The sequence below is a fragment of the Pseudomonas sp. R1-6 genome, from assembly GCF_051132115.1.
In the GTDB taxonomy this organism is placed as follows: domain Bacteria; phylum Pseudomonadota; class Gammaproteobacteria; order Pseudomonadales; family Pseudomonadaceae; genus Aquipseudomonas.
In genome coordinates, this window is sequence record NZ_CP071662.1 from 2299519 (window position 1) to 2324481 (window position 24963).

Consider the following 24963-nt stretch of genomic DNA (forward strand, 5'->3'; position numbering starts at 1 on the left):
CGCTTCAAGGCGAAAGGGGTTTAGACATGGGCAGTGAGTCTTATTGGCTCGATACCGCACCGGCCTTCACCGGTGCCCAGGTCGGCGGGTTGCCCGACCAGGTCGACGTCGCCATCGTCGGTGGCGGTTTCACCGGTCTGGCGGCGGCCCGGGCCCTGGCCTTGAAGGGCGCCCGGGTGGCGGTGCTGGAGGCGGGAAGGGTGAACGGGCAGGCGTCCGGGCGCAATGGCGGGCAGTGCAACACCGGCGTCGCCCAGGACTATGCGGCATTGTCAGCAAGCCTGGGTGCCGATAAGGCCCGCGCTTATTACCTGGCCTACGAAAGCGCCGTGCAGAGCGTCGTTTCGTTGGTCGAGCAGGAAGGGATTGCCTGCGACCTGACGCGTCACGGCAAGCTCAAGCTGGCCGCCAAGCCGATGCACTACGAAGGGTTGGCGCGCACCTGTGAACTGATCCGCAAGGAGGTCGATGCCGAGGTTCAATTGTTGTCGGCGAAGGAAGTTCGCGCCGAGGTCAATTCGGACCAGTTCCACGGCGGCCTGCTGCAGCGCAATGGCGTACAGATGCATGTCGGGCGCTTTGGTGTCGGCCTGGCCGAGGCGGCCGCCCGTCATGGCGCGTTGATTTTCCAGGGCGTCGAGGTGAAGGACTGGAAGACCCGCGGCAGCGGCTATCAAGTCAACACGAACAAAGGCGTGCTGCATGCCTCGCAAATTCTGCTAGCCACCGGTGCGTGCCAGCAAGGCGGGCTGGGTTGGTATCGGCGACGCATCGTCCCGGTGGGCAGTTTCGTGGTCGCCACCGAGGTACTGCCACAGGCGCTGATCGACAGTTTGCTGCCGGCCCGTCGCTCCTACGTCACCAGTCGCATGATCGGCAATTACTTTCGCCTGACCCCGGACAACCGCTTGCTGTTTGGCGGCCGTGCGCGGTTTGCCATGTCTGACAGTGTGTCCGATGCCAAGAGCGGCAAGGTGCTGCAAGCGGCGATGGTGCAGATGTTCCCGCAGTTGGCCGACGTGAAAATCGACTATTGCTGGGGCGGACTGGTGGACATGACCTCTGACCGCTTGCCCCGCGCCGGCCAGCATGGCGGCATCTACCACTCCATGGGCTACAGCGGCCACGGCGTGCAGATGTCGGTGCACATGGGCCAGGTCATGGCCGACGTCATGGCCGGCAAGGTCGAGGCCAACCCTTGGCGCGAGCTCGACTGGCCGGCGATTCCCGGGCACTTCGGCAAGCCCTGGTTCCTGCCGTTTGTAGGCGCGTATTACCGCCTGCAGGACTACCTACACTGATTCATAAGGCGTTGTTTGGCGTTTCAACCGTTGCGACGACCGTGCGCAACCGAGCCCCTATCACTTGCGGAAGGTAGAACTGACATGACTGACAATAAGAACAGCATCGACGGCCAGTTGATTACGGGCGAAGAAAGTCTGCGGGTTTTCGAAGGGCTCAATCGCGGCATGTCGCGCCGCCACGCCTTGCAAATGCTCGGGCTGGCCGGGGTCGCCGCGGCCGGGGCCGGCAGCCTGTTCGGCGCCGCCGGCAAGTTGTGGGCCGATGACGCCACGAGCCCAGGCAAGGGCAAGCCCGGCGGACGTATCCGAGTGGCGGGCATCACCAGTTCCACCGCCGATACCCTGGATCCGGCCAAGGGCTCATCGTCCACCGACTACGTGCGCCATTACATGTTCTACAACGGCCTGACCCGTTTCGACAGCCACATGGTGCCGCAACTGGAGCTGGCCGAACGCATCGATACCACCGATGCGACGATGTGGGTGATCACCCTGCGCAAGGAAGTCACCTTCCACAACGGTAAAGGGCTGACAGCGGCGGACGTGGTGTTTTCCCTGCTGCGGCACAAGGATCCGGTCACCGGTTCGAAGGTCCTGCCGCTGGCCTCGCAATTCGAGGAGGTCAAGGCCAACGGGACCCACGAGGTGCAGATCCGCTTGAGCGGCCCGAATGCCGAACTGCCGTCGATTCTGGCCGTGTCCCATATGCTGATCGTGCCCGAGGGCACCACGGATTTCAGCCAGGGGGTCGGCACCGGTCCGTTCAAGGTCAAGGAGTTCAAGCCGGGAGTACGCTCGATCGGCGCCCGCAACACCAATTATTGGAAGCCCGGCTTGCCCTACCTGGACGAGATCGAGTTCATTGGCATCGGCGACGAGCCGTCGCGGGTCAACGCGCTGCTGTCGGGCGATGTGCAGATCATCAACGAGGTCAACCCGCGCTCGACGACCCGCATCAAGGACAGCGCAGGCCACCGTGTCGTCGATTCGCCGTCGGGCAACTACACGGACCTGATCATTCGTCAGGACCAGATGCCAGGCCAGAGCCCGGAATTCACCCAGGCGATGAAACTGTTGCTGGACCGCGAGCAGGTCAAATCGGCGATTTTCCGTGGCTTTGCCAGGGTCGGCAACGATCATCCGATTGCGCCGGGCGCGCGCTTCTTCAACGCCGACCTGCCGCAACGCACCTATGACCCGGAAAAGGCGCGTTTCCTGCTGAAGAAAGCCGGCATGGAAAACATCAGCATGCCGGTGATGTGCTCGCCGGCCGCCACCGGTTCGGTGGACGTCGCCGTGCTCTTGCAGCAGTCGGCGAAGGAGGCCGGGCTCAAGCTCAACGTCAATCGGCTGCCGAGCGACGGCTACTGGTCCAACCACTGGGCCAAGCACCCGCTGAGCTTCGGCAACATCAACCCACGGCCGAACGCCGACATGCTGTTCTCGCAGTTCTTCCAGTCCTCGGCGCCGTGGAACGAGTCCGGATGGAAAAACCCGCAATTCGACCAACTGCTGGTGCAGGCCCGTGGCGAAACCGACGAGGCCAAGCGCGGCAAGATGTACGCCGACATGCAGACGCTGGTGCATGAGCACAGTGGCATCGGCATCCCGGTGTTCATCAGCAACATCGATGGCGTCGACCAACGCGTCAAGGGCTACGGCACCAATCCGCTGGGTGGCTTCATGGGCTACATGTTCTCCGAGCAAGTCTGGCTGGACGCTTGATGAGCGTGGTCTGGCTCCGTGACATGGCAAGAGGATCGGGTGATGAATAGCAACACATTGTGGTTGATCGGCCGGCGCCTCGGCGCCGCGATCGTGACCCTGCTGATCGTCTCGATGGTGGTGTTCGCCATCACGGCGGTATTGCCGGGAGACGCGGCGCAACAGTCCCTTGGACAGTTCGCGACGCCTGAACAAGTGGCGGCCCTGCGGGTGAAGATGGGCCTCGACCAGCCAGGTGCATTGCGCTACCTGCACTGGCTGACCAGCCTGCTCAGCGGCGACCTCGGCGTATCGATTTCCAATGCCGTGCCGGTCAGCGAGCTGATGGCCGGACGAGTGCCCAACACCTTGATGCTCGCGGCCGCCACGGCGCTGGTGTCGGTGCCGGTGGCACTGATCCTCGGAATCGGCTCGGCGATGGGCCGAGGGGGGCGCATCGACAGCGTCCTGAGTTTCTTCACGCTGACGATGGTGGCGGTGCCGGAGTTCCTGGTGGCGACGCTGGCGGTGTTGATCTTCGCGGTCAACCTGGGCTGGCTGTCGGCGCTGTCCTACTCCAGCGAAATCACCTCGCCGCTGCAATTCATGCGCACCTATGCCTTGCCGGTCATGACGCTGTGCTGCGTGATCGTTGCGCAGATGGCGCGCATGACCCGGGCAGCGGTGATCGATCAGCTCGACAGCCCCTACGTTGAGATGGCTCGCCTCAAAGGCGTGAGTCCGGTGCGGGTGGTCTTGCGCCACGCCTTGCCCAATGCCATCGGGCCGATCGCCAATGCCATCGCCTTGAGCTTGTCCTACCTGCTGGGTGGCGTGGTGATCGTCGAGACGATCTTCAACTATCCCGGCATCGCCAGCCTCATGGTCGATGCCGTGACGAACCGCGACATGGCATTGGTCCAGGCCTGCACGATGCTGTTTTGCACGGCGTACCTGATGCTGGTGTTGATTGCCGACCTGTGCGCAATCCTGTCCAACCCGAGGCTGAGAAACCAATGAACAATCTCATTGCGAAGTCCCCGCCTGCTGCGCCCGAACTGGCCTATGGCAAGGTTTCCAACGGCGCCTCCTGGCTCGGCCTGCTCGGCGCCGCCATGTGCGTCATCTGGTTGCTGGTGGCCATTTTCGGACCCTGGCTGGCGCCGCACCCGGTGGGCGAAGTGGTGTCCGACAACGTTTTCGACAGCTTCAGCGCGGCGTACCCGCTGGGCACCGACTACCTGGGCCGCGACATGCTCAGCCGGATCATGGTGGGCGCAAGGTTCACCGTCGGCCTGGCCTTGGTCGCGGCGGTCCTGGCGAGCGGCTTGGGAACCACTTGCGCGCTGTTGTCAGTGGTCTCGCCGAAGTGGCTGGACGAGCTGATCAGCCGCCTGATGGACGCCTTCATTTCGATCCCGAGCAAGATGCTTGCGTTGATCATGGTTTCGGCCTTCGGCTCCTCGGTGACCTTGTTGATCTGCACGGCGGTGCTGAGCTTCACGCCGGGCGCATTCCGGATCGCCCGCAGCATGGCCGTGAATATCGAGGCTTTGGAGTACGTGCAGGTGGCCCGTACCCGTGGCGAGCGCAGGTTGTACATCGCTTGTGTGGAGATCCTGCCGAACATGCTCAACCCGGTGCTGGCCGACTTGGGGCTGCGCTTTGGCTTTATCGTGCTGCTGCTCAGTGGCATGAGCTTTCTCGGCCTGGGCGTGCAGCCGCCGGACGCGGACCTGGGTTCCCTGGTGCGCGAGAACATCGGCGGTCTCAACCAGGGCGCGCCAGCCATCGTGATTCCGGCCCTGGCCATTGGCACCCTGACGATCGGCGTGAATCTGTTTATCGATCGCCTGTCTTCGCGGCGCAATCGACGCACGGGAGGTCATTGAAATGAGCGAATTGATTCGAGTCGAAAACCTGCGGGTAGTCGCCTGTGGCGAACGCGGCGAGGTGGAGATCGTCAAGGGCGTCAGTTTTTCTCTGGCAAAAGGCGAAGTGCTCGCATTGATCGGCGAGTCCGGTTCCGGCAAGACCACCATTGCCCTGGCGCTGCTGGGTTATGCCCGACGCGGCTGTCGCCTGGCCGGTGGCGTGGTGCGCATCGGCGAGCACGACATGCTGGCCTTGAGCGAAGGCGAGCTGCAAGGCTTGCGCGGCAATCGCGTCTCGTACATTGCCCAAAGCGCCGCGGCGGCATTCAACCCAGCGAAAAAGCTCATCGACCAGGTGGTCGAGGGCGCGCTGATCCATGGCCTGGGCAGCCGGGCGGTGCTCGAAGCCAAGGCCATCGAACTGTTCCGTGACCTGGCGTTGCCGAACCCCGAGCGCATCGGTCAGCGGTATCCCCATCAAGTCTCCGGCGGGCAATTGCAGCGGGTCATGGCGGCAATGGCGCTGATCAGCGATCCGCTGCTGGTGGTGCTCGATGAGCCCACCACCGCCCTGGATGTGACGACCCAGATCGATGTGCTGCGCGCTTTCAAACGCGTGGTGCGCGAGCGGGGCGCGACGGCGGTGTACGTGTCCCATGACTTGGCTGTCGTCGCGCAGATGGCCGACCAGATCGTAGTACTCAACGGCGGCGAGATATTCGAGCAGAGCGCGACCGCGCCGTTGCTCAAGGGGCCCGCCCATGCCTATACCCGAAGCCTGCTGGCGGCGGCGCGTCCGGACACGACGATCCGTCCGCCCTGCGGCCTCGCGGAGGACGCTCCGCTGTTGACCATCCGGGGGCTGACCGCCGGCTACGGCAACAAGAACCCGCAAGGCATGCCGGCGATTCGCGTGCTGGAGGACATCGACCTCACCGTGCGCCGGGGCCAGGCCATCGGGGTGATCGGTGAGTCCGGTTCAGGTAAATCGACCTTGGCCCGGGTGGTGGCGGGGTTGCTGCCTCCGGCCCTTGGCGGGTTGACCTTCGACGGCCAGCCATTGGGCGGCAGCTTGCAGGAACGCACTGCTGACCAGTTCCGCCGCATCCAGATGGTTTTCCAGAACGCCGACACCGCCCTTAACCCCATGCATAGCATCAGCGCCATCCTGAGCCGGCCGTTGAAGATGTATTTCGGCCTCAAGGGCGCGGCCCTGCGCGAGCGCATCGGCGAGTTGCTCGACCTGGTCCGTTTGCCCCGGGACTTGGCCGAGCGCCGTCCGAGCGAGCTGTCCGGCGGCCAGAAACAGCGGGTCAACCTGGCCCGGGCGCTGGCGGCCAAGCCGGACCTGATCCTCTGCGATGAAGTGACGTCGGCCCTCGATACCGTGGTCGGCGCGGCGATTCTTGAACTGCTGCGCGACCTGCGCCAACAACTGGGCGTGTCGTACCTGTTCATCAGCCACGACATCTCCACTGTGCGAGCGCTGTGCGACGACATCGTGGTGATGTACAGCGGCCACAAGGTCCAGTCGGGGTCTCGGCAATCGTTCGCCCAGGCACCGTTTCATCCCTACACGGACCTGCTGATCCATTCGGTGCCAGAGCTGCGCCAGGGCTGGCTGGAAACCTGCGGCGCGACGACTTGCGGTACGTTGCCGGCGTTGGGGCCAACGGCCAATGAACCGGATCTGTGCACATTTCTCGGTCGCTGCCCGGTACGGGTCGATGGGGTGTGCAACCATATCGCGCCACCCCGGCGCATCATCGATGGCGGCAGCGAGGTGCTCTGTCACCACGACAGCGGCGAACTGCTGAAAAGCCAGCGGGATTCAAACAGCATGATCGTGGGAGCCTACGCATGAACGCGCGTTTCGTGAGGTTGGCCGAACAGGGTCGACCCGTCGTCAACCTGAAGGTCGATGGCGTGCCCATCACGGCGTTGCAGGGCGATACGTTGATGGTCGCCTTGCTGACCCACGGCCCAGCGTTGCGCCAGTCGGAATTCGATCCCGGCAGCCGCGCCGGCTTTTGCCTGATGGGCGCCTGCCAGGATTGCTGGGTCTGGACCCGCAGCGGCGAACGCTTGCGCGCCTGCTCCAACGAAGTCCGCGAAGGGCTGGATATCATCACCACGCAACCGGAGGCGATATGGCCACTGCGCGGATAGTCATCGTCGGCGCCGGACCAGCCGGCGTACGCTGTGCCCAGACGTTGGTCGCGGCAGGGTTCAGGCCGATCCTGATCGACGAAAACCGTCGCGACGGCGGGCAGATCTACCGGCGCCAGCCCGAAGGGTTCATCCGGGACTACGGGACGCTGTACGGCACCGAAGCGGCCAAGGCCCGTGATTTGCACGAAAGCTTCGATCGCCTGCGCCCCAACCTCGACTATCGTCCGGATACGCTGGCGTGGAACCTGACGCCGGGTCAATTGAGCTGCGTCAGCCAGGGTCGCCATACGACAGTGGATTTTGACGCACTGATCCTCTGTACCGGTGCCACCGACCGCTTGATGCCGGTCGAGGGCTGGCAGTTGGGCGGCACCTATAGCCTCGGTGGGGCGCAGATTGCCTTGAAGGCTCAGGCGGTGTCCATTGGGCACCGGGTGGTGTTCATGGGCAGCGGGCCGTTGCTGTACCTGGTGGCCAGCCAATACGTGAAGGCTGGCGCCCAGGTCGCGGCGGTGCTGGACACCTCGCCATTGGTCAAGCGCATCCTGGCTTTGCCCAAGCTCATGGCGCGTCCTGGCCTGCTGTTCACGGGCATGAAACTGCTGGCGCAGCTGTACCGGGCGAAGGTTGCGGTACACCTGGGTATTTCGCCGCTGCAAGTGCTCGGCGAAGCGACCGCCGGAGTGAGCGGCGTTCGGGTACGTCGCGCAGACGGCCAGGAACTGACGGTGGATTGCGACGCGGTGGCGTTGGGGTATCACCTGCGTCCCGAAACCCAGCTGGCCGACCTGGCGGGCTGCCGCCTGCGCTTCGACGAGGCTTCCGGGCAATGGCTGCTGGACACCGACGAAGAAGGCCGGACGTCGGTCAGTGGCATCTATGCGGCGGGGGACGGCTCGCGAATCCGGGGTGCCGACGGCGCCGAGCATGCCGGGCGGCTGGTGGCCATGGCGCTACTGAATGACTTGCAGCAACCGGTGGATGCGGCCCGATTGGCCGAACAGCGCGGGGCGTTGAAGGTGATGGACGAGTTCCGCCTCGGCCTCGCCCAGGCGTTTCCCTGGCCGGCCGCGCAAGCCAAGGCCTTGCCGGACGAAGCCATCGTCTGCCGCTGCGAAATGATCAGCGCCGGTGAGCTGCGGCGTACCGTCAGCGAGAAGGGGGCCTGTGAAGTCAATCGGGCCAAGGCTTTCAGCCGGGTCGGCATGGGTCGCTGCCAGGGTCGCTATTGCTCCCAGGCCGGGGCCGAGGTGATTGCCGCGGCGGCCGGCGTGCCGGTGCAAGAAGTCGGACGCCAGCGCGGACAGGCACCGGTCAAACCGCTTTCCATGCTGACTCAGGAGGTCACGCCATGACCGTTGAAAAGGCCGATGTACTGATCGTCGGTGGTGGTTTCATGGGCGCGGCGTCGGCGTTTTTCCTGCGCCAGCGGGGCCGGTCGGTGATCCTGCTGGAGCGCGACCAGATCGGCCAATATGCCAGCGGCGTCAACTTTGGCAACGTGCGACGCCAGGGCCGTTTTCTCGGGCAGCTGGAATTGGCGAACCGTTCCTGGGCCCTGTGGAAACGCCTGCCGGAACTGATCGGCGAGGACCTGGAATTCATTCCCAGCGGACACATGCGCGTGTGTTACCGGGAAGAGGAAATCGAGGAGCTGCAAGCCTACGCCGATGCCCCCGAAGCCCGGCAACTGGAACTGCAGATCTATCGGGGCAGTGAACTGCACGGGCGCTTTCCGTTCCTGGGCAAGGACGTCAAGGGCGGCTCGTACGCCCCCCATGACGGTCACGCCAACCCGCGTCTCGCGGCACCGGCATTTGCCCGGGCGGCGCGGCGCCTCGGTGCCCGCATCGAAGAACGCACGGAAGTCGCCGAGGTGTACAAGGCCAATGGCGAATTCAGCGTCACCACGACCGATGGCCGCCAGTTCCGCGCCTCCCAATTGCTGATCACAGCCGGTGCCTGGGGGCAAAAACTTTCCGGGCAGTTCGGTGAGCCGGTGCCGCTGGCACCCAACGGTCCGCAAATGGCCGTCACCGAGCCGGTGCCCTATGCCTTGCCGACGGTGATCGGGGTGTACACGAAGATTCCCGAAGAAGTGATCTACTTCCGGCAGATTCCACGGGGCAACATCATCATCGGCGGTGGCTACCGTTGCGAGCCGGACATGCTCAACCGCCGCGCCCATGTCGAACCGCGCAGCCTGCTCAACCAACTGGACCAGATGCGGCGCCTGGTGCCGGGCATCGGCAACCTCAACATCATCCGCGTGTGGAGCGGTATCGAAGGCTACCTGCCCGATAACCTGCCGGTGATGGGCGCCAGCGGCAACGTCGACGGCCTGTACTACGCCTTCGGCTTCAGCGGCCATGGTTTCCAGCTCGGTCCGGGCGTCGGCGATGTCATGGCCGAACTGATCAGCACCGGCACCACCAGCACGTCGATCGAACCGTTCTCCATCCGCCGGTTCACCCCGTCCGAACAACGGAGCAAAGCCTCATGAAACCTCGCGTCCTGGCTATTTTCGAGCGCCTGTTGGCGTTCGAAACGGTTTCCTCGGAATCGAACATGGCGCTGATCGAATACGTCCGCGATGTGTTGGCGGGCAAAGGCATCGAATCGCTGATCGTCAAGGACGAGAGCGGCAAGAAAGCCAACCTGTTCGCCAGCACCGGCCCCCGTGAGGTGCCAGGGGTCCTGCTATCCGGCCATACCGACGTGGTGCCGGCGGCGGGGCAGGCCTGGACCGTTCCGGCATTCCAGGCGACGGTGCGCGATGGCCGGGTCTACGGGCGCGGTAGCTGTGACATGAAAGGCTTCATCGCCCTGGCGATCGACGCCATGCTTGACGCGGCCGACCAGCCGTTGAGCCGGCCGCTGCAATTGGCGCTTTCCCATGATGAAGAAATCGGCTGCGTGGGCGTTCGCCGCCTGCTCGACGTGCTGCACCTGGCCCCGGTGCGGCCGTTCCTGTGCGTGATCGGTGAGCCGACTAACATGCAATTCGTGTTGGGCCACAAGGGCAAGGGCTCCTACCGCACCTACTGCCGAGGCCTGGAAGCGCACTCATCCCTGGCCCCACGCTCGGTCAACGCCATCCACGTGGCGTGCGACTTCATCGCGGCGTTGCGCCAGAGTCAACGGCAGTTGCAGGAGCAGGGCGCCCAGGACAGCGACTATGACGTGCCCTTCAGCACGGTGCATGTCGGGCAGATCGTCGGCGGCAAGGCACTCAATATCGTGCCGAACCTGTGTACGCTGGACTTCGAAGTGCGCAACCTGCCGGCCGACGATCTGGATCGGTTTCTGGAGCAACTGCACGAGCACGCCGAAGTGATCGTCCGCGAGGCGAAAAAGCTCTCGAACGTAGCGGACATCCAGATCGAGACGCTGAATGTCTATCCGGGTCTTGATACGCATCCGAGCGTCGAAGCGGTGCGGTTTCTCAAGCATTTCGCTGAGCCGGATACGGGGACTGCGAAGGTCTCTTTCGGCACCGAGGGTGGGTTGTTCAAGCAGCGGCTGGACGTGCCGGTGGTGGTGTGTGGGCCGGGCTCCATCGAACAGGCGCATAAGCCGGATGAGTTTATCGAGGTGGCTCAGATGGAGGCGGGGGAGCGGTTCCTGGCTGGGTTGCTTGGGGCTTTGAAGGTTTAAACCGCGTCCACCGCAAGGCCCCCAGATTTAGCCGCGCCAAAGAAACCTGTGGGAGCGAGCTTGCTCGCGATGGGCCCAGCACATCCGACTCACTCATGGGCTTATACGCCGCCTTCGCGAGCAAGCCCGTTCCCACGCACCAAGCAAGAACAAAGCAGTCGCGGTCCTATCGGTATAGCCTGCCGCTTCACCCCAAAACTTCAGCATCCAACACCGCCCAACCTCCGCTTTCAGCATCCTGCGCCGCCGGACCTCCTTAGACTGGAACTACCTCGGAACAGGACGCGATCATGCTCACTCAACTTCTGAAAGACCCCAGCCTGCTGGCGGAACTGGCTTATATCGACGGGCAGTGGGTGGGGGCCGACGATGGCGCCACCCTCGACGTCATCAACCCGGCCACCGGCCAAACGCTCGCCCGCGTCCCCGCGATGCAAGGCAGCGAAACCCGACGCGCCATCGAGGCAGCGGACGGGGCCTGGGCGGCATGGCGCGCGCGTCCGGCGGCGGAGCGGGCGGCGATGTTGGAGCGCTGGTATCAGGCCATGATGGACAACCTCGAAGACCTCGCGCTGATCATGACCCATGAACAGGGCAAGCCACTGAATGAAGCCAGGGGCGAGATTCGCTACGGCGCCGGCTTCGTCAAATGGTTCGCCGAAGAGGCCCGTCGGGTCTATGGCGAGACCATTCCGGCTCCCAGCGGCGACCGTCGCCTGCTCACCCTGAAGCAACCGGTCGGCGTCTGCGCCGCCATCACACCGTGGAACTTCCCCAACGCGATGATTACCCGCAAGTGCGCTCCGGCGCTGGCGGCGGGGTGCCCGGTGATCGTCAAGCCGTCGGACCTGACACCGTTGTCCGCCCTGGCGCTCGCCGTGCTGGCCGAGCGGGTCGGGATTCCGGCCGGGGTCTTCAATGTGGTCACGGGTATGCCCGCTGGCATCGGCGAAGAGCTGACCGGCAACCCGACGGTGCGCAAGATTTCCTTCACCGGCTCGACGGCGGTCGGCCGCCTGTTGATGCGCCAGAGCGCCGAGCACATCAAGCGCCTGAGCCTGGAACTCGGTGGCAATGCGCCGTTCATCGTGTTCGACGATGCTGATTTGGAACAGGCCGTGGCCGGCATCATGCAAAGCAAGTTTCGCAACGCCGGCCAGACCTGCGTCTGCGCCAACCGCATCCTGGTGCAGGAAGGCATCTACGAACGTTTTGCCGAGCGGCTGGTGCAGGAAGTGCGCAAGCTGAAGATCGGCGATGGGCTCGAAGCCGACGTGATGATCGGCCCATTGATCAATCCTGCTGCGGTGAGCAAGGTCGCCCGGCATATCGACGATGCGCTGAGCCAGGGCGCGCGCCTCCTGTGTGGCGGCATTCCTCAAGGCGACAGCCAGTTCGTCGAGCCGACGGTGCTGGGCGACGCCCACGCCGGGATGTTGCTTGCCAATGAAGAAACCTTCGGCCCGGTTGCACCGCTGATGCGCTTTTCGACGGAGGACGAGGCACTGGCTTTGGCCAATGCCACGCCTTATGGCCTGGGTGCCTATTTCTTTACCCAGGACCTGCGGCGCTCGTGGCATTTTGGCGAGGCGTTGGAGTTCGGGATGATCGGGCTCAACACCGGGATCATCTCCATGGAGGTGGCGCCTTTCGGTGGCATCAAGCAGTCCGGCCTGGGGCGCGAAGGCAGCAAGTACGGCCTGGATGAATACCTTGAAGTGAAAGCTTTCCATATCGGTGGGCTGTGATGCGGCCTTCGTTTGAACAGACAACCGGGAGTCAGGACTGATGAGCAAACCCTTTAGAATCGCCGCGATTGCCGGCGATGGCATTGGCAAGGAAGTATTGCCCGAAGGCCTGCGAGTATTGGAGCAGGCCGCCAGGCAATGGCAGTTGGACCTGGACATCCAAGTGTTCGATTGGGCTCACTGCGATTATTACCTGGAGCACGGGCAGATGATGCCCGTCGACTGGTTCGAACAACTCAAGGGCTTCGACGCGATCTACTTCGGCGCCGTGGGATGGCCGGACAAGGTCCCGGACCACATTTCCCTGTGGGGCTCGTTGCTCAAGTTCCGCCGCGATTTCGACCAGTATGTGAACATCCGCCCGGTGCGGCTGTTCCCGGGCGTGCCCTGTCCGCTGGCCGGACGGGAGGCGGGGGATATCGATTTCGTGGTAATCCGCGAAAACACCGAGGGTGAATATTCCTCGGTCGGCGGCAAGATGTTCGAAGGCACCGAGCATGAATTCGTCCTGCAGGAATCGGTGTTCACTCGCCGAGGCGTCGACCGGATTCTCAAGTTCGCCTTCGACCTGGCCCAATCCCGACCGCGCAAGCGCCTGACGGCCGCGACCAAGTCCAACGGGATTTCCATCAGCATGCCGTACTGGGACGAACGCACGGCCTTGATGGCCGAGCAATACCCCGAGGTGACATGGGACAAACAGCACATCGACATCCTGTGCGCCCGTTTCGTCCTGCAACCAGACCGCTTCGATGTCGTGGTCGCCTCGAACCTGTTCGGCGACATACTTTCCGACCTCGGCCCCGCCTGCGCCGGCACTATCGGCATCGCGCCGTCGGCGAACCTGGATCCGCAGCGGCGCTTTCCCTCGCTGTTCGAACCGGTGCACGGCTCGGCGCCGGATATCTATGGGCAAAACATTGCCAACCCGATCGCGATGATCTGGTCGGCAGCGTTGATGCTGGATTTCCTTGGCAACGGCGATGAGCGTTATCGCGCGGCCCATGACGGGATCCTGCGGGCCATCGAGCAGGTGATCGCACACGGGCCGATAACCCCTGACCTGGGCGGACAAGCCTCGACCCAGGACGTCGGCAAGGCTATCGCCGCGGGGCTTTGAGGGCCTGGCGCACTATCGCAAGCCCATGTGGTCGTAACCTTCAACGCATCCATGCCTGAACGTCACGACCCATGGAGACCCAATGAATCAGGACGTCCCGAACACCGATACCAATCGCCGCCAATTGCTGCAAATCATCGCCGGATTGTCTGACGGCGTGATACTGGTCGAGGTCGACCAGACCATTGCCTGGGCCAATGAAGCCGCCCTGACCATGCACGGCGTCACGGAGCTCGGCGAGTTGGGCGCCAATGCCAAGCAATACGCCAAGCGTTTCCACCTGCGCTATCGCAATAACCATTCGTTGCCCGAAGACAATTACCCCATCGCCCGCGTCGCTCGCGGCGATGAATTCAGCGATGTGCTGGTGGAAGTCACGCCAGACGCCGACCCGGATCGGACCTGGGTTCACCGCATCCGCAGCATGGTCCTGAGTGACCGTGCCGGCGAGCCGGAATATCTGGTGCTGATTCTCAGCGATGCCACTGAATGGGCCAGCGCTGAGCAACGGTTCGAGAGAACCTTTGGCGCCAATCCGGCGCCTGCGGTGATCTGCCGCCTCAGCGACCTGCGCTATATCAAGGTCAACGCGGGCTTCCTGGAAATGACCGGCTACAGCCGCGAGCAGGTGATCGGCCGTTCGGTGTATGAGTTGGATGTGCTCGAAGCGGCCGAGAAGCGTGACCTGGCCATCGAGCGCCTGGGCCAGGGTGCGACCATTCCGCAGATGCAGGCCGAAATGCGTTTGCCGGACGGTAGCAGCAAGCAAGTGATCGTCGCCGGCCAGCCCCTGGACCTGCACGATGAAGACTGCATGCTGTTCTCCTTCATGGACATGGAGCCCCGGCGCAAGGCCGAGACGGCGCTGCGCCAAAGCGAGGAGCGCTTTGCCAAGTCATTCCGCCTGTCGCCGGTGCCAACGCTGATCTGTAGCGCTGAGCAGCAATTGCTGGAAATCAACGAAGCCTTCCTCCAGGCGACCGGTTATGCCAGCGAAGAGTTGTTGGGCAAGACCGTCGAGGAAATCGGTTTTCTCGACAAGGACGCAGGCGCGACGCTTTTTGCGCGGTTGGAAAAGACCGCCACTGTGTCCGGCGTCGACATCAAGGTTCACAGGAAGGGGGGCGAACAGATCGACTGCGAAGTGGCGGCCGACACTGTGGTCATCCAGGACAAAGCCTGCTATTTGCTGGTGCTGATGAACATCACCGAACGCAAGCGTTCGGAGCTGGAACTGGTGGCGGCCATCGAGGAAGTGATGAAGGACGCCTCGTGGTTCAGCCGCACCTTGATCGAAAAACTCGCCAATGTGAAAAGTATCAACGCGCAAAGCCCCACGACATCGTTCACCGAGCTGACGGCCCGGGAACGCGACGTGCTTGGCCTGATCTGCGAGGGCCTGGCTGACAAGGAAATTGCCGCGCGGCTCAAGCTCGCGCCAAACACCGTGCGCAATCACGTGGCTACGCTATATTCCAAACTGGACGTGCATAGCCGCAGCGAAGCGATTGTCTGGGCGCGGGAGCGGGGGTTGTACGCAAATGAATGGCGGATGAAGGCACCATAGTAGCCAGTGCATATGCACCTGCCGTGCTAGTGCAAATTCGGGTTCTTCGCGGGCGCCTCCTTCCTTAGGCTGAGAGGGTGCGGCATAGCTGTTGATGTCGCGTCCCCCACGAAACAGTCAAGGAATACGCCACAATGCGCAACAAGCCCTTCAAGTGCGAGATCGACAGGAAGTCTGCGGGAGCCAGGAGGCCGGGTGTGTCCACCGGTCATTTGCGACTTCGAAGCTGAGGTGCAAACGATGACCCATCTTGCTCCGCTTCGCGCCCGCCTCGAAAAAAGTTTTGCTCCGCTGTCCTGCGCATGCAACCTCAATGGCGATGGCACGCTGACTATTCGTCTGTATCACCAGGAAAGCGGCGAGGTCGATCTGGTGGTGAGCGGCATGAGCGTCGAGAGCATCCGCTCTGAAGAGGGCCTGGAGAAGCTGATTGACGAGCTGCGCTACGAACTGCACAACACGCCGTTGCACCGCAGTGATCCTGCCTGATTTCCTGGTCCGGTAAGACGCGCTCCCTCGCCACGGGCCAACGAATCAGAGCAATGTCGCCCGGCAATCGAGCACCAGCCGGGCGCCGCCCGACTCGCTGCGATCCACTTCCAGGGTAAATCCGTGCAAATTGACAATCGCCGCGACAATGGACAGGCCAAGGCCGAATCCGCCGTGCTGGCTGCTGCCCTCGGCGCGGTAGAAACGGCGAAACACCGCCTTGCGCTCTGCCTCCGGGATGCCAGGGCCGGAGTCGAGCACTTCGATGCGGGTGCTGTCGCCCTGGTCGACGCCGCGCAGGATCACCTCACCGCCCGGTGGGGTGAATTTGATGGAATTGCTCAGCAGGTTCGACACGGCCTCGAACAGCAACGCCCGGTCGCCGTTGAGCAGGGGCAGGCTGGCGGGCACCTCCAGCTTGAAAACCAGCTCGCGCTCTTCGGCGAGGGGCAGGTAGAAATCGTGCAGTTCTTGCAATAACTGCAAGGGATCGAGGCGCATGAAGCCGGAGCGACGCTGCTGGTCCTCCAACTCCGATATCCGCAACAGCCCGCGAAACCGCGCCATCAGCGTATCCGTCTCAGCGATCACCTGATCCATCTGCAAGGCTTCGGGCGAGCCGTCCGCCGCTTCCTGCTGGATGCGATAGAGCTGGGCCCGCAGGCGGGTCAGTGGCGTGCGCAAGTCATGGGCGATGTTGTCGCAGACGCCCTTGACCTCGTTCATCAGCCGTTCGATGCGGTCGAGCATGGCATTGACGATGGCCGCCAGCATGTCCAGTTCATCGCGGCGGCTCGACAGCGGCAGGCGATGGGTCAGGTCACCGGCGACGATGGCCTCGGCGCTGGCTTGCAGCTTGCGAATCCGCCGCAACGGCCGGCGCCGCAGCAGGTGCCAGCCGAAGATGCCGGGCAGGATCGTCAGCGATACGCCCCAGAACAGCGCGTGTGAAATGATGCGTGTCACGGCGAACAACGAGCCGTTGTCCCGTGCCAGCACCAGCCAGCGACCATCCTGGGTCCGGGTCGCTATCGCGTCGCAACTGTCGGACGGCACGCCCGGGTCGTCGGAATCGACGCAACCGCCGAGCATATGGATCTTGCCATCGAGCGGCAGATCGGCAGGGATGCGTTGGATCGGTCCGCTCAGATGGCGCAACTGCGGATCGAACAGGCCGTAGGCGTCGACGCCGCGTTCGTCCAACGTCAGGCTGGCCATCAGCGCGTCCTCCAGCTGGTCGCCGTGGATGCGCGCGAACAGGTGCTGGCGTTGCATCAGGGAATGTTTGGCGAGGCTGTCGAGGTAGCCAAACACTTCGTAATACATCACCCCCATCAGGATGGCGCTCCAGATCACGAACAGCGCGCTGTAGAGCGCCAGCAGGCGGCTGCTGGAGGATCGCCAGCCCTTAGCGGGGTTCAGCAATGACATAGCCGGACCCTCGTACCGTGCGAATCAGCGGTTCCAGGCCCGGCGGGTCGATTTTCTTGCGCAGGCGACCGATGTGGACGTCGATCAGGTTGGTGCCGGGGTCGAAGTGATACCCCCAGACCTCTTCGAAAATCATCATGCGCGACAGGATCTGGCCGCTGTTGCGCATCAGGAATTCCAGCAGTTTGTATTCGGTGGGCAAGAGGCTGAGCAGTTGCCCGTTGCGGCTGGCTTCGCGGCTGATCAGGTTCAGCTCCAGGTCCGCCACCCGCAGCGCGGTCTCGGGTTCACGGGCACCGTTGTTGCGGCGCAGCAACACCTCGACCCGGGCGGCCATTTCATCGGTGGCGAACGGCTTGGTCAGGTAATCGTCGCCACCGGCGCGCAGGCCGCGGACGCGTTCGTCGACATCGGACAGGGCGCTGATCATCAGAATCGGCGTGGCCACGCCCATGGTCCGTAGCGTGGTGACAATCACCAGGCCGTCCAGTTCGGGGAGCATGCGGTCGAGGGTGATCAGGTCGTAGTCACCGCTGACCGCGCGCTCCAAGCCTTCGCGGCCATTGTCGACCCAGTCGACGTCCAGGCCGTTGCGGGTCAGTTCGGCGACAATTTCCCGAGCGGTCACGGCGTCGTCTTCGATGGTCAGGATGCGGTTCATGGTCAGTACCGGGTGAGTAATTGGAGCGACTGCGCAGCATTCTGCCAAAGAATACCTGTCGGCTTTCTGAAAAAAAGTTCATGGGCGCGGACGTGCGCATTGATTGGCCTGGATCAACACTTCGTCACAAATAATCCCTAACATCATTGCGCCGCGCACCAGCATGCTGCGCCTGTTGCCCTGTTTTGGCGCGCAGTCGCCGATGGGCATCGCCGCAAGGCGGGTGGTGGCGTGCCGCAAGGAGCCAAAACCGACTGAACCTTCAAGGAAGAGCTGCATGATGCAACCTCAAGACCTCATACACCGACAATACGATATCCAGCCGCTCGAGGCTGACATGACCGTGCTCCTGGACGGACAGGCTGTCAATGCCGCCCAGGGCGAAACCGTGCTTACCGTGATCCAGGCCCTGGGTCGCCGACAGGTGGCCCGCAACGACCACGACCAGATCAGTGGCGCCTATTGCGGGATGGGGGTTTGCCACTGCTGCCTGGTCAAGATCGATGGTCGCCATAAGCGCCGCGCCTGCCAGACTCTCGTGCGCCCCGGCATGCAGATCGAGACCCGGGCCAACCGCATTGCTGAAACGGAGGCGCCATGAACCTCGATCCGGTCATCGTCGGCGGCGGGCCGGCGGGCATGGCGGCGGCTACCGAGCTGGCCTCCCACGGGGTGCGCTGCACCTTGCTCGAAGAGGCGCCGCGCCTCGGTGGCGTGGTGTATCGCGGCCCCTTGCGCGATGGCGTATGCCTGGATTACCTGGGGGCCCGCTACAGCGAAGCGTTGGAGAAGCTCCACGGGGACTTCAAGCGCCACGCCGACCTGATCGACGTGCAATTGGGCAGCCGTGTCATTGGGGCGGAGGGATTCCGGGCGCTGACGCTGCTCGATGCGCACGAGCGCTTGCGGTCGGTTGCCTATTCGCAGTTGATCCTGGCAGCGGGGTGCCATGAACGCAGCGTACCGTTCCCTGGCTGGACCCTCCCGGGCGTGATGATGCTTGGCGGCTTGCAGCTGCAGATCAAGAGCGGCGTGGTCAAGCCGCCTAGCCCGGTGGTGATCGCCGGGACGGGCCCGTTATTGCCATTGGTGGCCTGTCAGCTTCACGCCTCGGGCGTCACCGTGGCGGGTGTCTATGAGGCGTGTGCGTTCGGCAGGATCGCCAAGGAAAGCCTAGCGCTGCTGAACAAGCCGCAACTGTTCCTCGACGGCCTGGGCATGCTCGCGTACCTCAAGCGCCATCGCATTCCCGTGCGCTATGGCTGGGGCGTGGTGCGTGCCGAAGGCGAGGGCGAGTTGAGCGCCGTGACCGTAGCGCCGTACTCCGTAAATTGGGAACCGGACCTTGCGCGCGCCGAACAGGTGCCGGCCCAGACGTTGGCCGTCGGCTACGGGTTTATCCCGCGCACCCAGCTGAGCCAGCAGATGGGCCTGGAACATGGTTTCAGCGACGACGGCTATCTGCGTGCCGTATCCGATGCCTGGCAACGGGGCAGCGAGGCGCATGTCCATCTGGCGGGCGACATGGGCGGGATTCGCGGGGGAGAGGCAGCCATGCTGAGCGGGCGCATCGCGGCGCTGTCGGTGCTGGTGCAACGCAACGTCCTGGATGGGGCGGCAGCCCTCGGGCGTCGCGAGCGGTACCAGGCACAACTGGACCGCATCATTCGTTTTCGCGCCGCGGTCGATCGCTACACCCAGCGTGGGGCGGGCCAAACGGCGCTGCCTGCCGCCGACACGGTGATCTGCCGCTGCGAACATGCCACCCGCGCCGACATCGACCGGGCCCTGGCGCAGGGCGTGCAAGACATGGCCAGCCTGAAGATGCGCACCCGCGTGAGCATGGGCGACTGCCAGGGGCGCATGTGCGTCGGTTATTGCAGCGACCGGTTGCGCGAGGCCACCGGGCGCGCTGATGTAGGGTGGCTGCGGCCACGTTTCCCCATAGATCCTGTTCCTTTTTCAGCGTTCCAGTACCTCGGCACGGAGGCCGTTTCCCATGATTAGGCATTACGATGTTGTGATTGCCGGTGGCGGCGTGATCGGCGCCTCCTGCGCTTACCAGCTGTCCAAGCGCAACCATCTGAAGATCGCCCTGATCGACGCCAAGCGTCCAGGCAACGCCACCCGCGCCTCGGCGGGTGGCCTCTGGGCCATTGGCGAATCGGTGGGCCTGGGTTGCGGGGTGATTTTCTTCAGGATGATGTCAGCCAATCGCAAGCGCCAGACCCAGGGCGCCGCCGTGGCGGTGGATGCCAGCACGCCGCATATCCTGCCCGACTCGTTTTTCGAATTCGCCTTGCAGTCCAACGCGATGTACCCGCAATTGCACCGGGAACTGTTCGATCGTCATGGCATGGATTTCAAGTTCGAACGGACCGGGCTCAAGTTCGTGATCTACGACGATGAAGATCGGTTGTATGCCGAGCATATTGTCGCCTGCATTCCCCATCTGGCCGATCAGGTGCGCTGGCTCGACCAGGCGGCATTGCGCGAGACCGAGCCGAACGTCAGCGACGAGGCCCGGGGTGCCCTGGAATTCCTGTGCGACCATCAGGTCAGCCCATTCCGCCTGGCAGACGCCTACACCGAGGGCGCGCGGCAGAACGGTGTCGACCTGTTCTTCAACACCAACGTGACTGACGTGTTGCGAAGCGGGACGCGGGTCACCGGCGTGAAGACCGCCGAGGCCGGGACATTTACTTGCCAGACCTTGATCAACGCCGCCGGCGCCTGGGCGGCGGACCTGAGCGAGCAGGCAACGGGCGTGCGGATCCCGGTCAAGCCAGTCAAGGGCCAGATCCTCTTGACCGAGCGCATGCCCAAAATCCTCAATGGCTGCCTGACCACCAGCGACTGCTACGTGGCGCAGAAAGACAACGGCGAAATCCTCATCGGCAGCACCACGGAGGACAAAGGGTTCGACGTGACCACCACCTACCCGGAGATCGAAGGGCTGGTACAGGGTGCCGTGCGCTGTATCCCGCAACTGGTCGACATCAACCTGAAGCGCACCTGGGCCGGCCTGCGTCCAGGCTCACCCGATGAGCTACCGATCCTGGGGCCGATGCGCGGTGTCGAGGGCTACCTCAACGCCTGCGGGCACTTTCGCACCGGTATCCTGACCTCGGCCATCACCGGCGTGCTGCTGGACAAACTGGTGAACCAGGAGCCGCTGCCACTGGACATCACGCCATTCCTGGCCGACCGCTTCGAGGTAGCGCCGATTCCAGAGCCTAGAAAAATGGAACCGGCCTGAACCCTGTGGGAGCGAGCTTGCTCGCTCCCACAAAGGCATGTATCCAGCCGTCACTCCACCGGCGTGCTGACAAACGCTTCCAACCCTTCGGCATAGGCGGTGAATGCGCTGATCTGCGGGAAGGACTTGCCCTGTACTTGATCCGCCACCAACAGGTTGGTGAAGGTCCACGCCACGGCGACGGTGATGCCGGCCTGATCGATGGAACCATCGGTGGGCAGCGGTTGTTTTGCCAGGGCTTGCTCCAGCTCACCGTAGGCGGCCAGCAACTGGCCCGAAATTCGTGACAGCCACGGAGCATGTTGGATATCCGCCGGTCGCAGGGTGCGTTCGTAATAGATCTGCACCGACTTTTCGCACGCCGCCAGCGCCAGCCCGACCAATTGCAAGGAGCGCAATCGTTGGGCTGGATCGGACGGCATCAGGCTGTTCGCCGGGCCGGCCAGTGCCTCCAGGTAATCGATGATCAAGGTGGAATCCATCAACACCGAGGCATCATCCATCACCAGCGTGGGGGCCTTGACCACCGGGTTGATGCTCTGGAAATGCTCGAATTGCCGGAACACCGACACCGATTCGTGTTCTAGGGCAATCCCTAGGCATTTGGCGGAAATGGCGACGCGTCGCACGTAGGGCGAGTCCAACATGCCGATCAGTTTCATGGCTTCTCCTTCAGCGGTTTGGCAGGTCGGGTATCAATCCTCGAAGCCGACCTGTTCATGGATTTCATCGACTTTGAGTTCGAGTCGGTAGGCCACGGCGATGAACAGCGCTTGGCACAGGCACAACGTGGCGCTCAACGAGCGGAACGCGAACGAGCTGCCTTCGTTGACCAGCAACACCGCGTTGGCCCGCTTGGCCAGCGGCGATAAGTTGCTGTCGGTGATGATCAGTGTCTTCGCCTGGTGATGCTGGGCAATGCGTAGGCAGTGCTGGGTTTCCTTGCCGTAAGGCGTAAAGCTGATGGCAATCACCAGGTCGTTGGCCCGCACGCTGCGCATCTGCTCGCGATAACTGCCGCCCAGGCCGGAGACCAGGTGAATGCGCTTGTTGGTGTGCTGCAGGTTGTAGACCAGGTAATCGGCCACCGCGAATGAACGCCGCACACCGACCACATAGATGTTGTCGGCATTCACCACCAGGTCCACAGCTTTTTCGAACGCCTCGTCTTCGAGTTCCAGCCCCAGGCGTTCGATACCCGACAGGGTCGCGTTGATGCATTCCCGGGCCAGGTCGCCGGCACTGGCCTTCTGGGATTTGTTGGCGATCATGCTGCGAATGCGTTGCTGGTAGTTCTGTACCGGCGTGGTTTTGTGGGTGTACGCCTCGCGGAACAAAGCCTGCATTTCGCTGAACCCGCTGAAGCCGAAACGCTGGGAGAAGCGCACGATGGCCGAGGGATGCACTTCACATTCCCGGGCGATGTCGCTGATGCGATCAACCATGATCCGGTCGCTTTGCTGGCTCATATAGCTGGCGATGCGCTTGAGCTGGCGCGGCAGGCCTTCGTATTCCTCGGTGATCAGCTGCAACAGCCGCTCGGCGTTGATCGGTGGGCTGGGGAGGGCGGCTTCGGACGCGCTCTCGGACGGCGCCTGCAGATCGGGGCGGGTCATAGGAAATCCTTCTGGCTTGTTCTTATAGGACGCCCCTGAAAAACGGGCCGATCCTCGACAATAGGTTGGCTGGTCGCAGTCTACAGCGTAGGCGGGAGGAAAATCATGGGTGAACGAAGTTGTAGCGCCTGCTGAAACGATGCACCGCGTCTGGCCCGGTTGAGCAATAGCATATTGGAAAAAATATTCCACGATAAAAATATATGGAAAAAATATTGATTATTGGCGCTTGCTCGTTTTAGTCTGCATCCACCAAAGCGTTGGCGTCGGTTCCGACGGCAAGCGCAGGCTGATAAAAATAACAGGAGCCAGCATGGGCCAGACTCGTTTTGCCAGTGGGCGTCAATTGGATGTCATCTGCCTGGGACGCCTGGGCGTCGATCTCTATGCGCAGCAGGTCGGCGCGCGGCTGGAAGATGTCAGCAGTTTTGCCAAGTACCTGGGTGGATCGTCGGCCAACATCGCCTTCGGTACGGCACGCCTGGGGCTGAAATCGGCGATGTTGAGCCGTGTAGGCGACGATCACATGGGGCGTTTCCTGGTGCAGTCCCTCGCCCGGGAAGGCTGTGACGTCAGCGGCATCAAGGTCGATGCCGAGCGCCTGACCGCCATGGTCTTGCTGGGTATCAAGGATCGCGAGACCTTTCCCCTGGTGTTCTACCGGGAAAACTGCGCGGACATGGCGCTGCGGGCCGAAGACATCGACGAAACCTTTATCGCTTCCAGCAAGGCGCTGCTGATCACCGGCACTCATTTCTCTACCGAAGGCGTCTACAACGCGAGCATCCAGGCGCTGGATCATGCCCGAAAACACAACGTCAAATGCGTTCTCGACATCGATTACCGCCCGGTCCTCTGGGGCCTGGCGAGCAAGGCCGACGGTGAAACCCGTTTCGTTGCCGACCGCAAGGTCAGCCAGCACGTGCAAGGCATCCTGGCGCGTTTCGACCTGATCGTCGGCACCGAGGAAGAATTCCTCATCGCTGGCGGCAGCGAGGACCTGCTGGCCGCGCTGCGTACGGTGCGCGCGCTGACGGCGGCAACCCTGGTGGTCAAGCTCGGCCCACAAGGATGCACGGTGATCCACGGTGACATCCCGAACCGATTGGAAGACGGCGCCATTTACCCGGGCGTTAGGGTCGAAGTCTTGAATGTGCTGGGTGCCGGTGATGCGTTCATGTCCGGGTTCCTCGCCGGTTGGCTGGAGGACGCCGACGATGAGCGCTGCTGCCAGTTGGCCAATGCCTGCGGTGGCCTGGTGGTTTCGCGCCATGCCTGCGCTCCGGCGATGCCGACCCGGGCCGAACTCGACTATTTGTTCAACAGCCCGGTGCCCATCACCCGACCGGACCAGGATGCCGCGCTGCAACGGCTGCATCAGGTGAGCGTGCCGCGCAGGGCCTGGAAGCAGTTGTTCATCTTCGCCTTCGACCATCGCTGGCAACTGGTGGAACTGGCTCAGCGCGGCGGGCGTGGCCTCGACAGTATCAGCGAGCTCAAGCAACTGTTCATCCAGGCTGTGCAGCGGGTCGAGGTCGACCTGCAACGCCAGGGTATCGCCGCCGATGTCGGTTTGCTGGCCGACCAGCGCTTTGGCCAGGACTCCCTCAACGCGGCCACCGGGCGTGGCTGGTGGGTGGCGCGGCCGGTGGAAGTGCAGGGCTCGCGGCCGCTGGCGTTCGAGCACGGGCGCTCCATCGGCAGCAACCTGATTGCCTGGCCGCAGGAACAGATCATCAAATGCCTGGTTCAATTTCACCCCGACGACGAACCGCTGCTGCGCCTGGAACAAGAGGCTCAGTTGATGGGCTTGTACAAGGCGTCCCAGGTCAGCGGTCATGAGTTGCTGCTGGAAGTCATCCCGCCGAAGGATCATCCATCAGCCCATCCGGACGTGCTCTATCGCGCCCTCAAGCGCCTCTACAACCTGGGTATTTTCCCGGCGTGGTGGAAGATCGAAGCGCAGACGGCCCAAGAGTGGAAGCAACTCGACGAGTTGATCCAGCAGCGCGACCCGTACTGCCGTGGCGTGGTGCTGCTGGGCCTCAACGCCCCGGCCGCCGCATTGGCCGAGGGCTTCCGCCAGGCCAGCCAGAGCACCACCTGCCGGGGCTTTGCCGTGGGCCGGACGATTTTCCAGGAGCCGAGCCGGGCCTGGATGGCCGGGGAGATCGATGACGAAACGTTGATCCGGGACGTGCAGGGGCGGTTTGTGGAATTGATCGAGGCGTGGCGCAGTGCCCGGGCTTGATGGGTGTTGTGGCGGCTTTTGTGGCGAGGGGATTTATCCCCGCTGGGTCGCGAAGCGGCCCCAAACCCGGCAACTCGGTGTGTCAGGCAACTTGCATTTAGTCTTTAAGG

General features: G+C 63.2%; 22 protein-coding genes. 17 read left to right on the forward strand and 5 right to left on the reverse strand.

What is annotated here, in order from left to right; genetic code table 11:
• The first annotated feature begins 26 nt into the window (after positions 1–26).
• The 13 genes from J3P81_RS10635 to J3P81_RS10695 all read left to right on the forward strand — a co-directional run bounded on the left by J3P81_RS10635 (position 27) and on the right by J3P81_RS10695 (position 15635).
• A complete protein-coding gene (locus J3P81_RS10635) occupies positions 27–1301 on the forward strand; it encodes an NAD(P)/FAD-dependent oxidoreductase (RefSeq protein WP_434563649.1) in 1275 nt (424 codons plus the stop codon).
• A gap of 84 nt (positions 1302–1385) precedes the next feature.
• A complete protein-coding gene (locus J3P81_RS10640; RefSeq protein ID WP_434563651.1) occupies positions 1386–3029 on the forward strand; it encodes an ABC transporter substrate-binding protein in 1644 nt (547 codons plus the stop codon).
• Between the two features lie 42 nt (positions 3030–3071).
• The gene (locus J3P81_RS10645; protein WP_420766627.1) at positions 3072–4028 is read left to right on the forward strand and encodes an ABC transporter permease; all 957 of its coding nucleotides are present in this window, start codon (positions 3072–3074) and stop codon (positions 4026–4028) included.
• The gene (locus J3P81_RS10650; RefSeq protein ID WP_420766626.1) at positions 4025–4900 is read left to right on the forward strand and encodes an ABC transporter permease; all 876 of its coding nucleotides are present in this window, start codon (positions 4025–4027) and stop codon (positions 4898–4900) included. Before J3P81_RS10645 ends, J3P81_RS10650 begins: the two co-directional genes overlap by 4 nt.
• A 1-nt stretch (position 4901) precedes the next feature.
• On the forward strand, positions 4902–6746 hold the full coding sequence (locus tag J3P81_RS10655) for an ABC transporter ATP-binding protein (RefSeq protein WP_420766625.1): 1845 nt from the start codon (positions 4902–4904) through the stop codon (positions 6744–6746).
• The gene (locus tag J3P81_RS10660; RefSeq protein ID WP_420766624.1) at positions 6743–7051 is read left to right on the forward strand and encodes a (2Fe-2S)-binding protein; all 309 of its coding nucleotides are present in this window, start codon (positions 6743–6745) and stop codon (positions 7049–7051) included. Before J3P81_RS10655 ends, J3P81_RS10660 begins: the two co-directional genes overlap by 4 nt.
• On the forward strand, positions 7033–8409 hold the full coding sequence (locus J3P81_RS10665) for an FAD-dependent oxidoreductase (RefSeq protein WP_434563653.1): 1377 nt from the start codon (positions 7033–7035) through the stop codon (positions 8407–8409). Before J3P81_RS10660 ends, J3P81_RS10665 begins: the two co-directional genes overlap by 19 nt.
• The gene (locus J3P81_RS10670; protein ID WP_434563655.1) at positions 8406–9557 is read left to right on the forward strand and encodes an NAD(P)/FAD-dependent oxidoreductase; all 1152 of its coding nucleotides are present in this window, start codon (positions 8406–8408) and stop codon (positions 9555–9557) included. Before J3P81_RS10665 ends, J3P81_RS10670 begins: the two co-directional genes overlap by 4 nt.
• The gene (argE, locus tag J3P81_RS10675; RefSeq protein ID WP_434563657.1) at positions 9554–10711 is read left to right on the forward strand and encodes an acetylornithine deacetylase; all 1158 of its coding nucleotides are present in this window, start codon (positions 9554–9556) and stop codon (positions 10709–10711) included. The genes J3P81_RS10670 and argE overlap by 4 nt, the downstream gene beginning before the upstream one ends.
• A 290-nt stretch (positions 10712–11001) precedes the next feature.
• Positions 11002–12459 carry an NAD-dependent succinate-semialdehyde dehydrogenase gene (locus J3P81_RS10680; protein WP_434563659.1) on the forward strand — a complete coding sequence of 486 codons (1458 nt, stop codon included), beginning with the start codon at positions 11002–11004 and terminating at the stop codon, positions 12457–12459.
• Positions 12460–12499: 40 nt separating this feature from the next.
• Complete coding sequence (locus J3P81_RS10685; RefSeq protein WP_420766619.1) at positions 12500–13579, forward strand: tartrate dehydrogenase; 1080 nt, start codon at positions 12500–12502, stop codon at positions 13577–13579.
• 82 nt (positions 13580–13661) lie between these two features.
• Entirely contained in the window at positions 13662–15146 is a 1485-nt protein-coding gene (locus J3P81_RS10690; RefSeq protein ID WP_434563661.1) for a PAS domain S-box protein, read from the forward strand.
• Positions 15147–15386: 240 nt separating this feature from the next.
• Positions 15387–15635: a DUF1652 domain-containing protein gene (locus tag J3P81_RS10695; RefSeq protein WP_434563663.1), complete on the forward strand. Its 249-nt coding sequence runs from the start codon at positions 15387–15389 to the stop codon at positions 15633–15635.
• Positions 15636–15680: 45 nt separating this feature from the next.
• Here J3P81_RS10695 and J3P81_RS10700 read toward each other — a convergent pair whose 3' ends face one another.
• The 3 genes from J3P81_RS10700 to J3P81_RS10710 form a co-directional block, all read right to left on the reverse strand.
• A complete protein-coding gene (locus tag J3P81_RS10700) occupies positions 15681–17066 on the reverse strand; it encodes a sensor histidine kinase (RefSeq protein ID WP_420766616.1) in 1386 nt (461 codons plus the stop codon).
• On the reverse strand, positions 17044–17727 hold the full coding sequence (locus tag J3P81_RS10705; protein WP_047230191.1) for a response regulator transcription factor: 684 nt from the start codon (positions 17725–17727) through the stop codon (positions 17044–17046). Before J3P81_RS10705 ends, J3P81_RS10700 begins: the two co-directional genes overlap by 23 nt.
• A 78-nt stretch (positions 17728–17805) precedes the next feature.
• On the reverse strand, positions 17806–18006 hold the full coding sequence (locus J3P81_RS10710; protein WP_434563665.1) for a hypothetical protein: 201 nt from the start codon (positions 18004–18006) through the stop codon (positions 17806–17808).
• Position 18007: 1 nt separating this feature from the next.
• Here J3P81_RS10710 and hcnA point away from each other — a divergent pair, with 1 nt between their 5' ends.
• The 3 genes from hcnA to hcnC are packed head-to-tail and all read left to right on the forward strand — an operon-like array spanning position 18008 to position 20986.
• Positions 18008–18328, forward strand: a complete 321-nt coding sequence (gene hcnA / locus J3P81_RS10715; RefSeq protein WP_420766636.1) for a cyanide-forming glycine dehydrogenase subunit HcnA — start codon at positions 18008–18010, stop codon at positions 18326–18328.
• Positions 18325–19734, forward strand: a complete 1410-nt coding sequence (gene hcnB / locus J3P81_RS10720) for a cyanide-forming glycine dehydrogenase subunit HcnB (protein ID WP_434563667.1) — start codon at positions 18325–18327, stop codon at positions 19732–19734. Before hcnA ends, hcnB begins: the two co-directional genes overlap by 4 nt.
• Complete coding sequence (gene hcnC / locus J3P81_RS10725) at positions 19727–20986, forward strand: cyanide-forming glycine dehydrogenase subunit HcnC (RefSeq protein ID WP_434563669.1); 1260 nt, start codon at positions 19727–19729, stop codon at positions 20984–20986. Before hcnB ends, hcnC begins: the two co-directional genes overlap by 8 nt.
• Before the next feature lie 50 nt (positions 20987–21036).
• Here the strand turns inward: hcnC and J3P81_RS10730 are convergent, their stop codons facing one another.
• Together J3P81_RS10730 and J3P81_RS10735 are read right to left on the reverse strand one after the other, a co-directional pair.
• Positions 21037–21648: a glutathione S-transferase N-terminal domain-containing protein gene (locus tag J3P81_RS10730; protein ID WP_420766612.1), complete on the reverse strand. Its 612-nt coding sequence runs from the start codon at positions 21646–21648 to the stop codon at positions 21037–21039.
• 33 nt (positions 21649–21681) lie between these two features.
• The gene (locus tag J3P81_RS10735) at positions 21682–22602 is read right to left on the reverse strand and encodes a MurR/RpiR family transcriptional regulator (RefSeq protein WP_434563671.1); all 921 of its coding nucleotides are present in this window, start codon (positions 22600–22602) and stop codon (positions 21682–21684) included.
• A gap of 313 nt (positions 22603–22915) precedes the next feature.
• Here J3P81_RS10735 and J3P81_RS10740 point away from each other — a divergent pair, with 313 nt between their 5' ends.
• Entirely contained in the window at positions 22916–24853 is a 1938-nt protein-coding gene (locus J3P81_RS10740; RefSeq protein WP_420766610.1) for a bifunctional 5-dehydro-2-deoxygluconokinase/5-dehydro-2-deoxyphosphogluconate aldolase, read from the forward strand.
• Positions 24854–24963 lie beyond the last annotated feature (110 nt).

Excerpts from the sequence above, each read along its gene's own strand:
- J3P81_RS10665 (WP_434563653.1), top strand. The coding sequence starts at position 7,033 with ATGGCCACTGCGCGGATAGTCATCGTCGGCGCCGGACCAGCCGGCGTA.
- J3P81_RS10710 (WP_434563665.1), bottom strand. The coding sequence starts at position 18,006 with ATGCAGCTCTTCCTTGAAGGTTCAGTCGGTTTTGGCTCCTTGCGGCAC.
- argE (WP_434563657.1), top strand. The coding sequence starts at position 9,554 with ATGAAACCTCGCGTCCTGGCTATTTTCGAGCGCCTGTTGGCGTTCGAA.
- J3P81_RS10670 (WP_434563655.1), top strand. The coding sequence starts at position 8,406 with ATGACCGTTGAAAAGGCCGATGTACTGATCGTCGGTGGTGGTTTCATG.
- J3P81_RS10705 (WP_047230191.1), bottom strand. The coding sequence starts at position 17,727 with ATGAACCGCATCCTGACCATCGAAGACGACGCCGTGACCGCTCGGGAA.
- J3P81_RS10695 (WP_434563663.1), top strand. The coding sequence starts at position 15,387 with ATGACCCATCTTGCTCCGCTTCGCGCCCGCCTCGAAAAAAGTTTTGCT.
- J3P81_RS10735 (WP_434563671.1), bottom strand. The coding sequence starts at position 22,602 with ATGACCCGCCCCGATCTGCAGGCGCCGTCCGAGAGCGCGTCCGAAGCC.
- J3P81_RS10635 (WP_434563649.1), top strand. The coding sequence starts at position 27 with ATGGGCAGTGAGTCTTATTGGCTCGATACCGCACCGGCCTTCACCGGT.
- J3P81_RS10645 (WP_420766627.1), top strand. The coding sequence starts at position 3,072 with ATGAATAGCAACACATTGTGGTTGATCGGCCGGCGCCTCGGCGCCGCG.
- J3P81_RS10680 (WP_434563659.1), top strand. The coding sequence starts at position 11,002 with ATGCTCACTCAACTTCTGAAAGACCCCAGCCTGCTGGCGGAACTGGCT.
- J3P81_RS10690 (WP_434563661.1), top strand. The coding sequence starts at position 13,662 with ATGAATCAGGACGTCCCGAACACCGATACCAATCGCCGCCAATTGCTG.
- hcnA (WP_420766636.1), top strand. The coding sequence starts at position 18,008 with ATGCAACCTCAAGACCTCATACACCGACAATACGATATCCAGCCGCTC.
- J3P81_RS10700 (WP_420766616.1), bottom strand. The coding sequence starts at position 17,066 with ATGTCATTGCTGAACCCCGCTAAGGGCTGGCGATCCTCCAGCAGCCGC.
- J3P81_RS10730 (WP_420766612.1), bottom strand. The coding sequence starts at position 21,648 with ATGAAACTGATCGGCATGTTGGACTCGCCCTACGTGCGACGCGTCGCC.
- J3P81_RS10640 (WP_434563651.1), top strand. The coding sequence starts at position 1,386 with ATGACTGACAATAAGAACAGCATCGACGGCCAGTTGATTACGGGCGAA.
- J3P81_RS10650 (WP_420766626.1), top strand. The coding sequence starts at position 4,025 with ATGAACAATCTCATTGCGAAGTCCCCGCCTGCTGCGCCCGAACTGGCC.
- hcnB (WP_434563667.1), top strand. The coding sequence starts at position 18,325 with ATGAACCTCGATCCGGTCATCGTCGGCGGCGGGCCGGCGGGCATGGCG.
- J3P81_RS10685 (WP_420766619.1), top strand. The coding sequence starts at position 12,500 with ATGAGCAAACCCTTTAGAATCGCCGCGATTGCCGGCGATGGCATTGGC.
- J3P81_RS10660 (WP_420766624.1), top strand. The coding sequence starts at position 6,743 with ATGAACGCGCGTTTCGTGAGGTTGGCCGAACAGGGTCGACCCGTCGTC.
- hcnC (WP_434563669.1), top strand. The coding sequence starts at position 19,727 with ATGATTAGGCATTACGATGTTGTGATTGCCGGTGGCGGCGTGATCGGC.
- J3P81_RS10655 (WP_420766625.1), top strand. The coding sequence starts at position 4,902 with ATGAGCGAATTGATTCGAGTCGAAAACCTGCGGGTAGTCGCCTGTGGC.
- J3P81_RS10740 (WP_420766610.1), top strand. The coding sequence starts at position 22,916 with ATGGGCCAGACTCGTTTTGCCAGTGGGCGTCAATTGGATGTCATCTGC.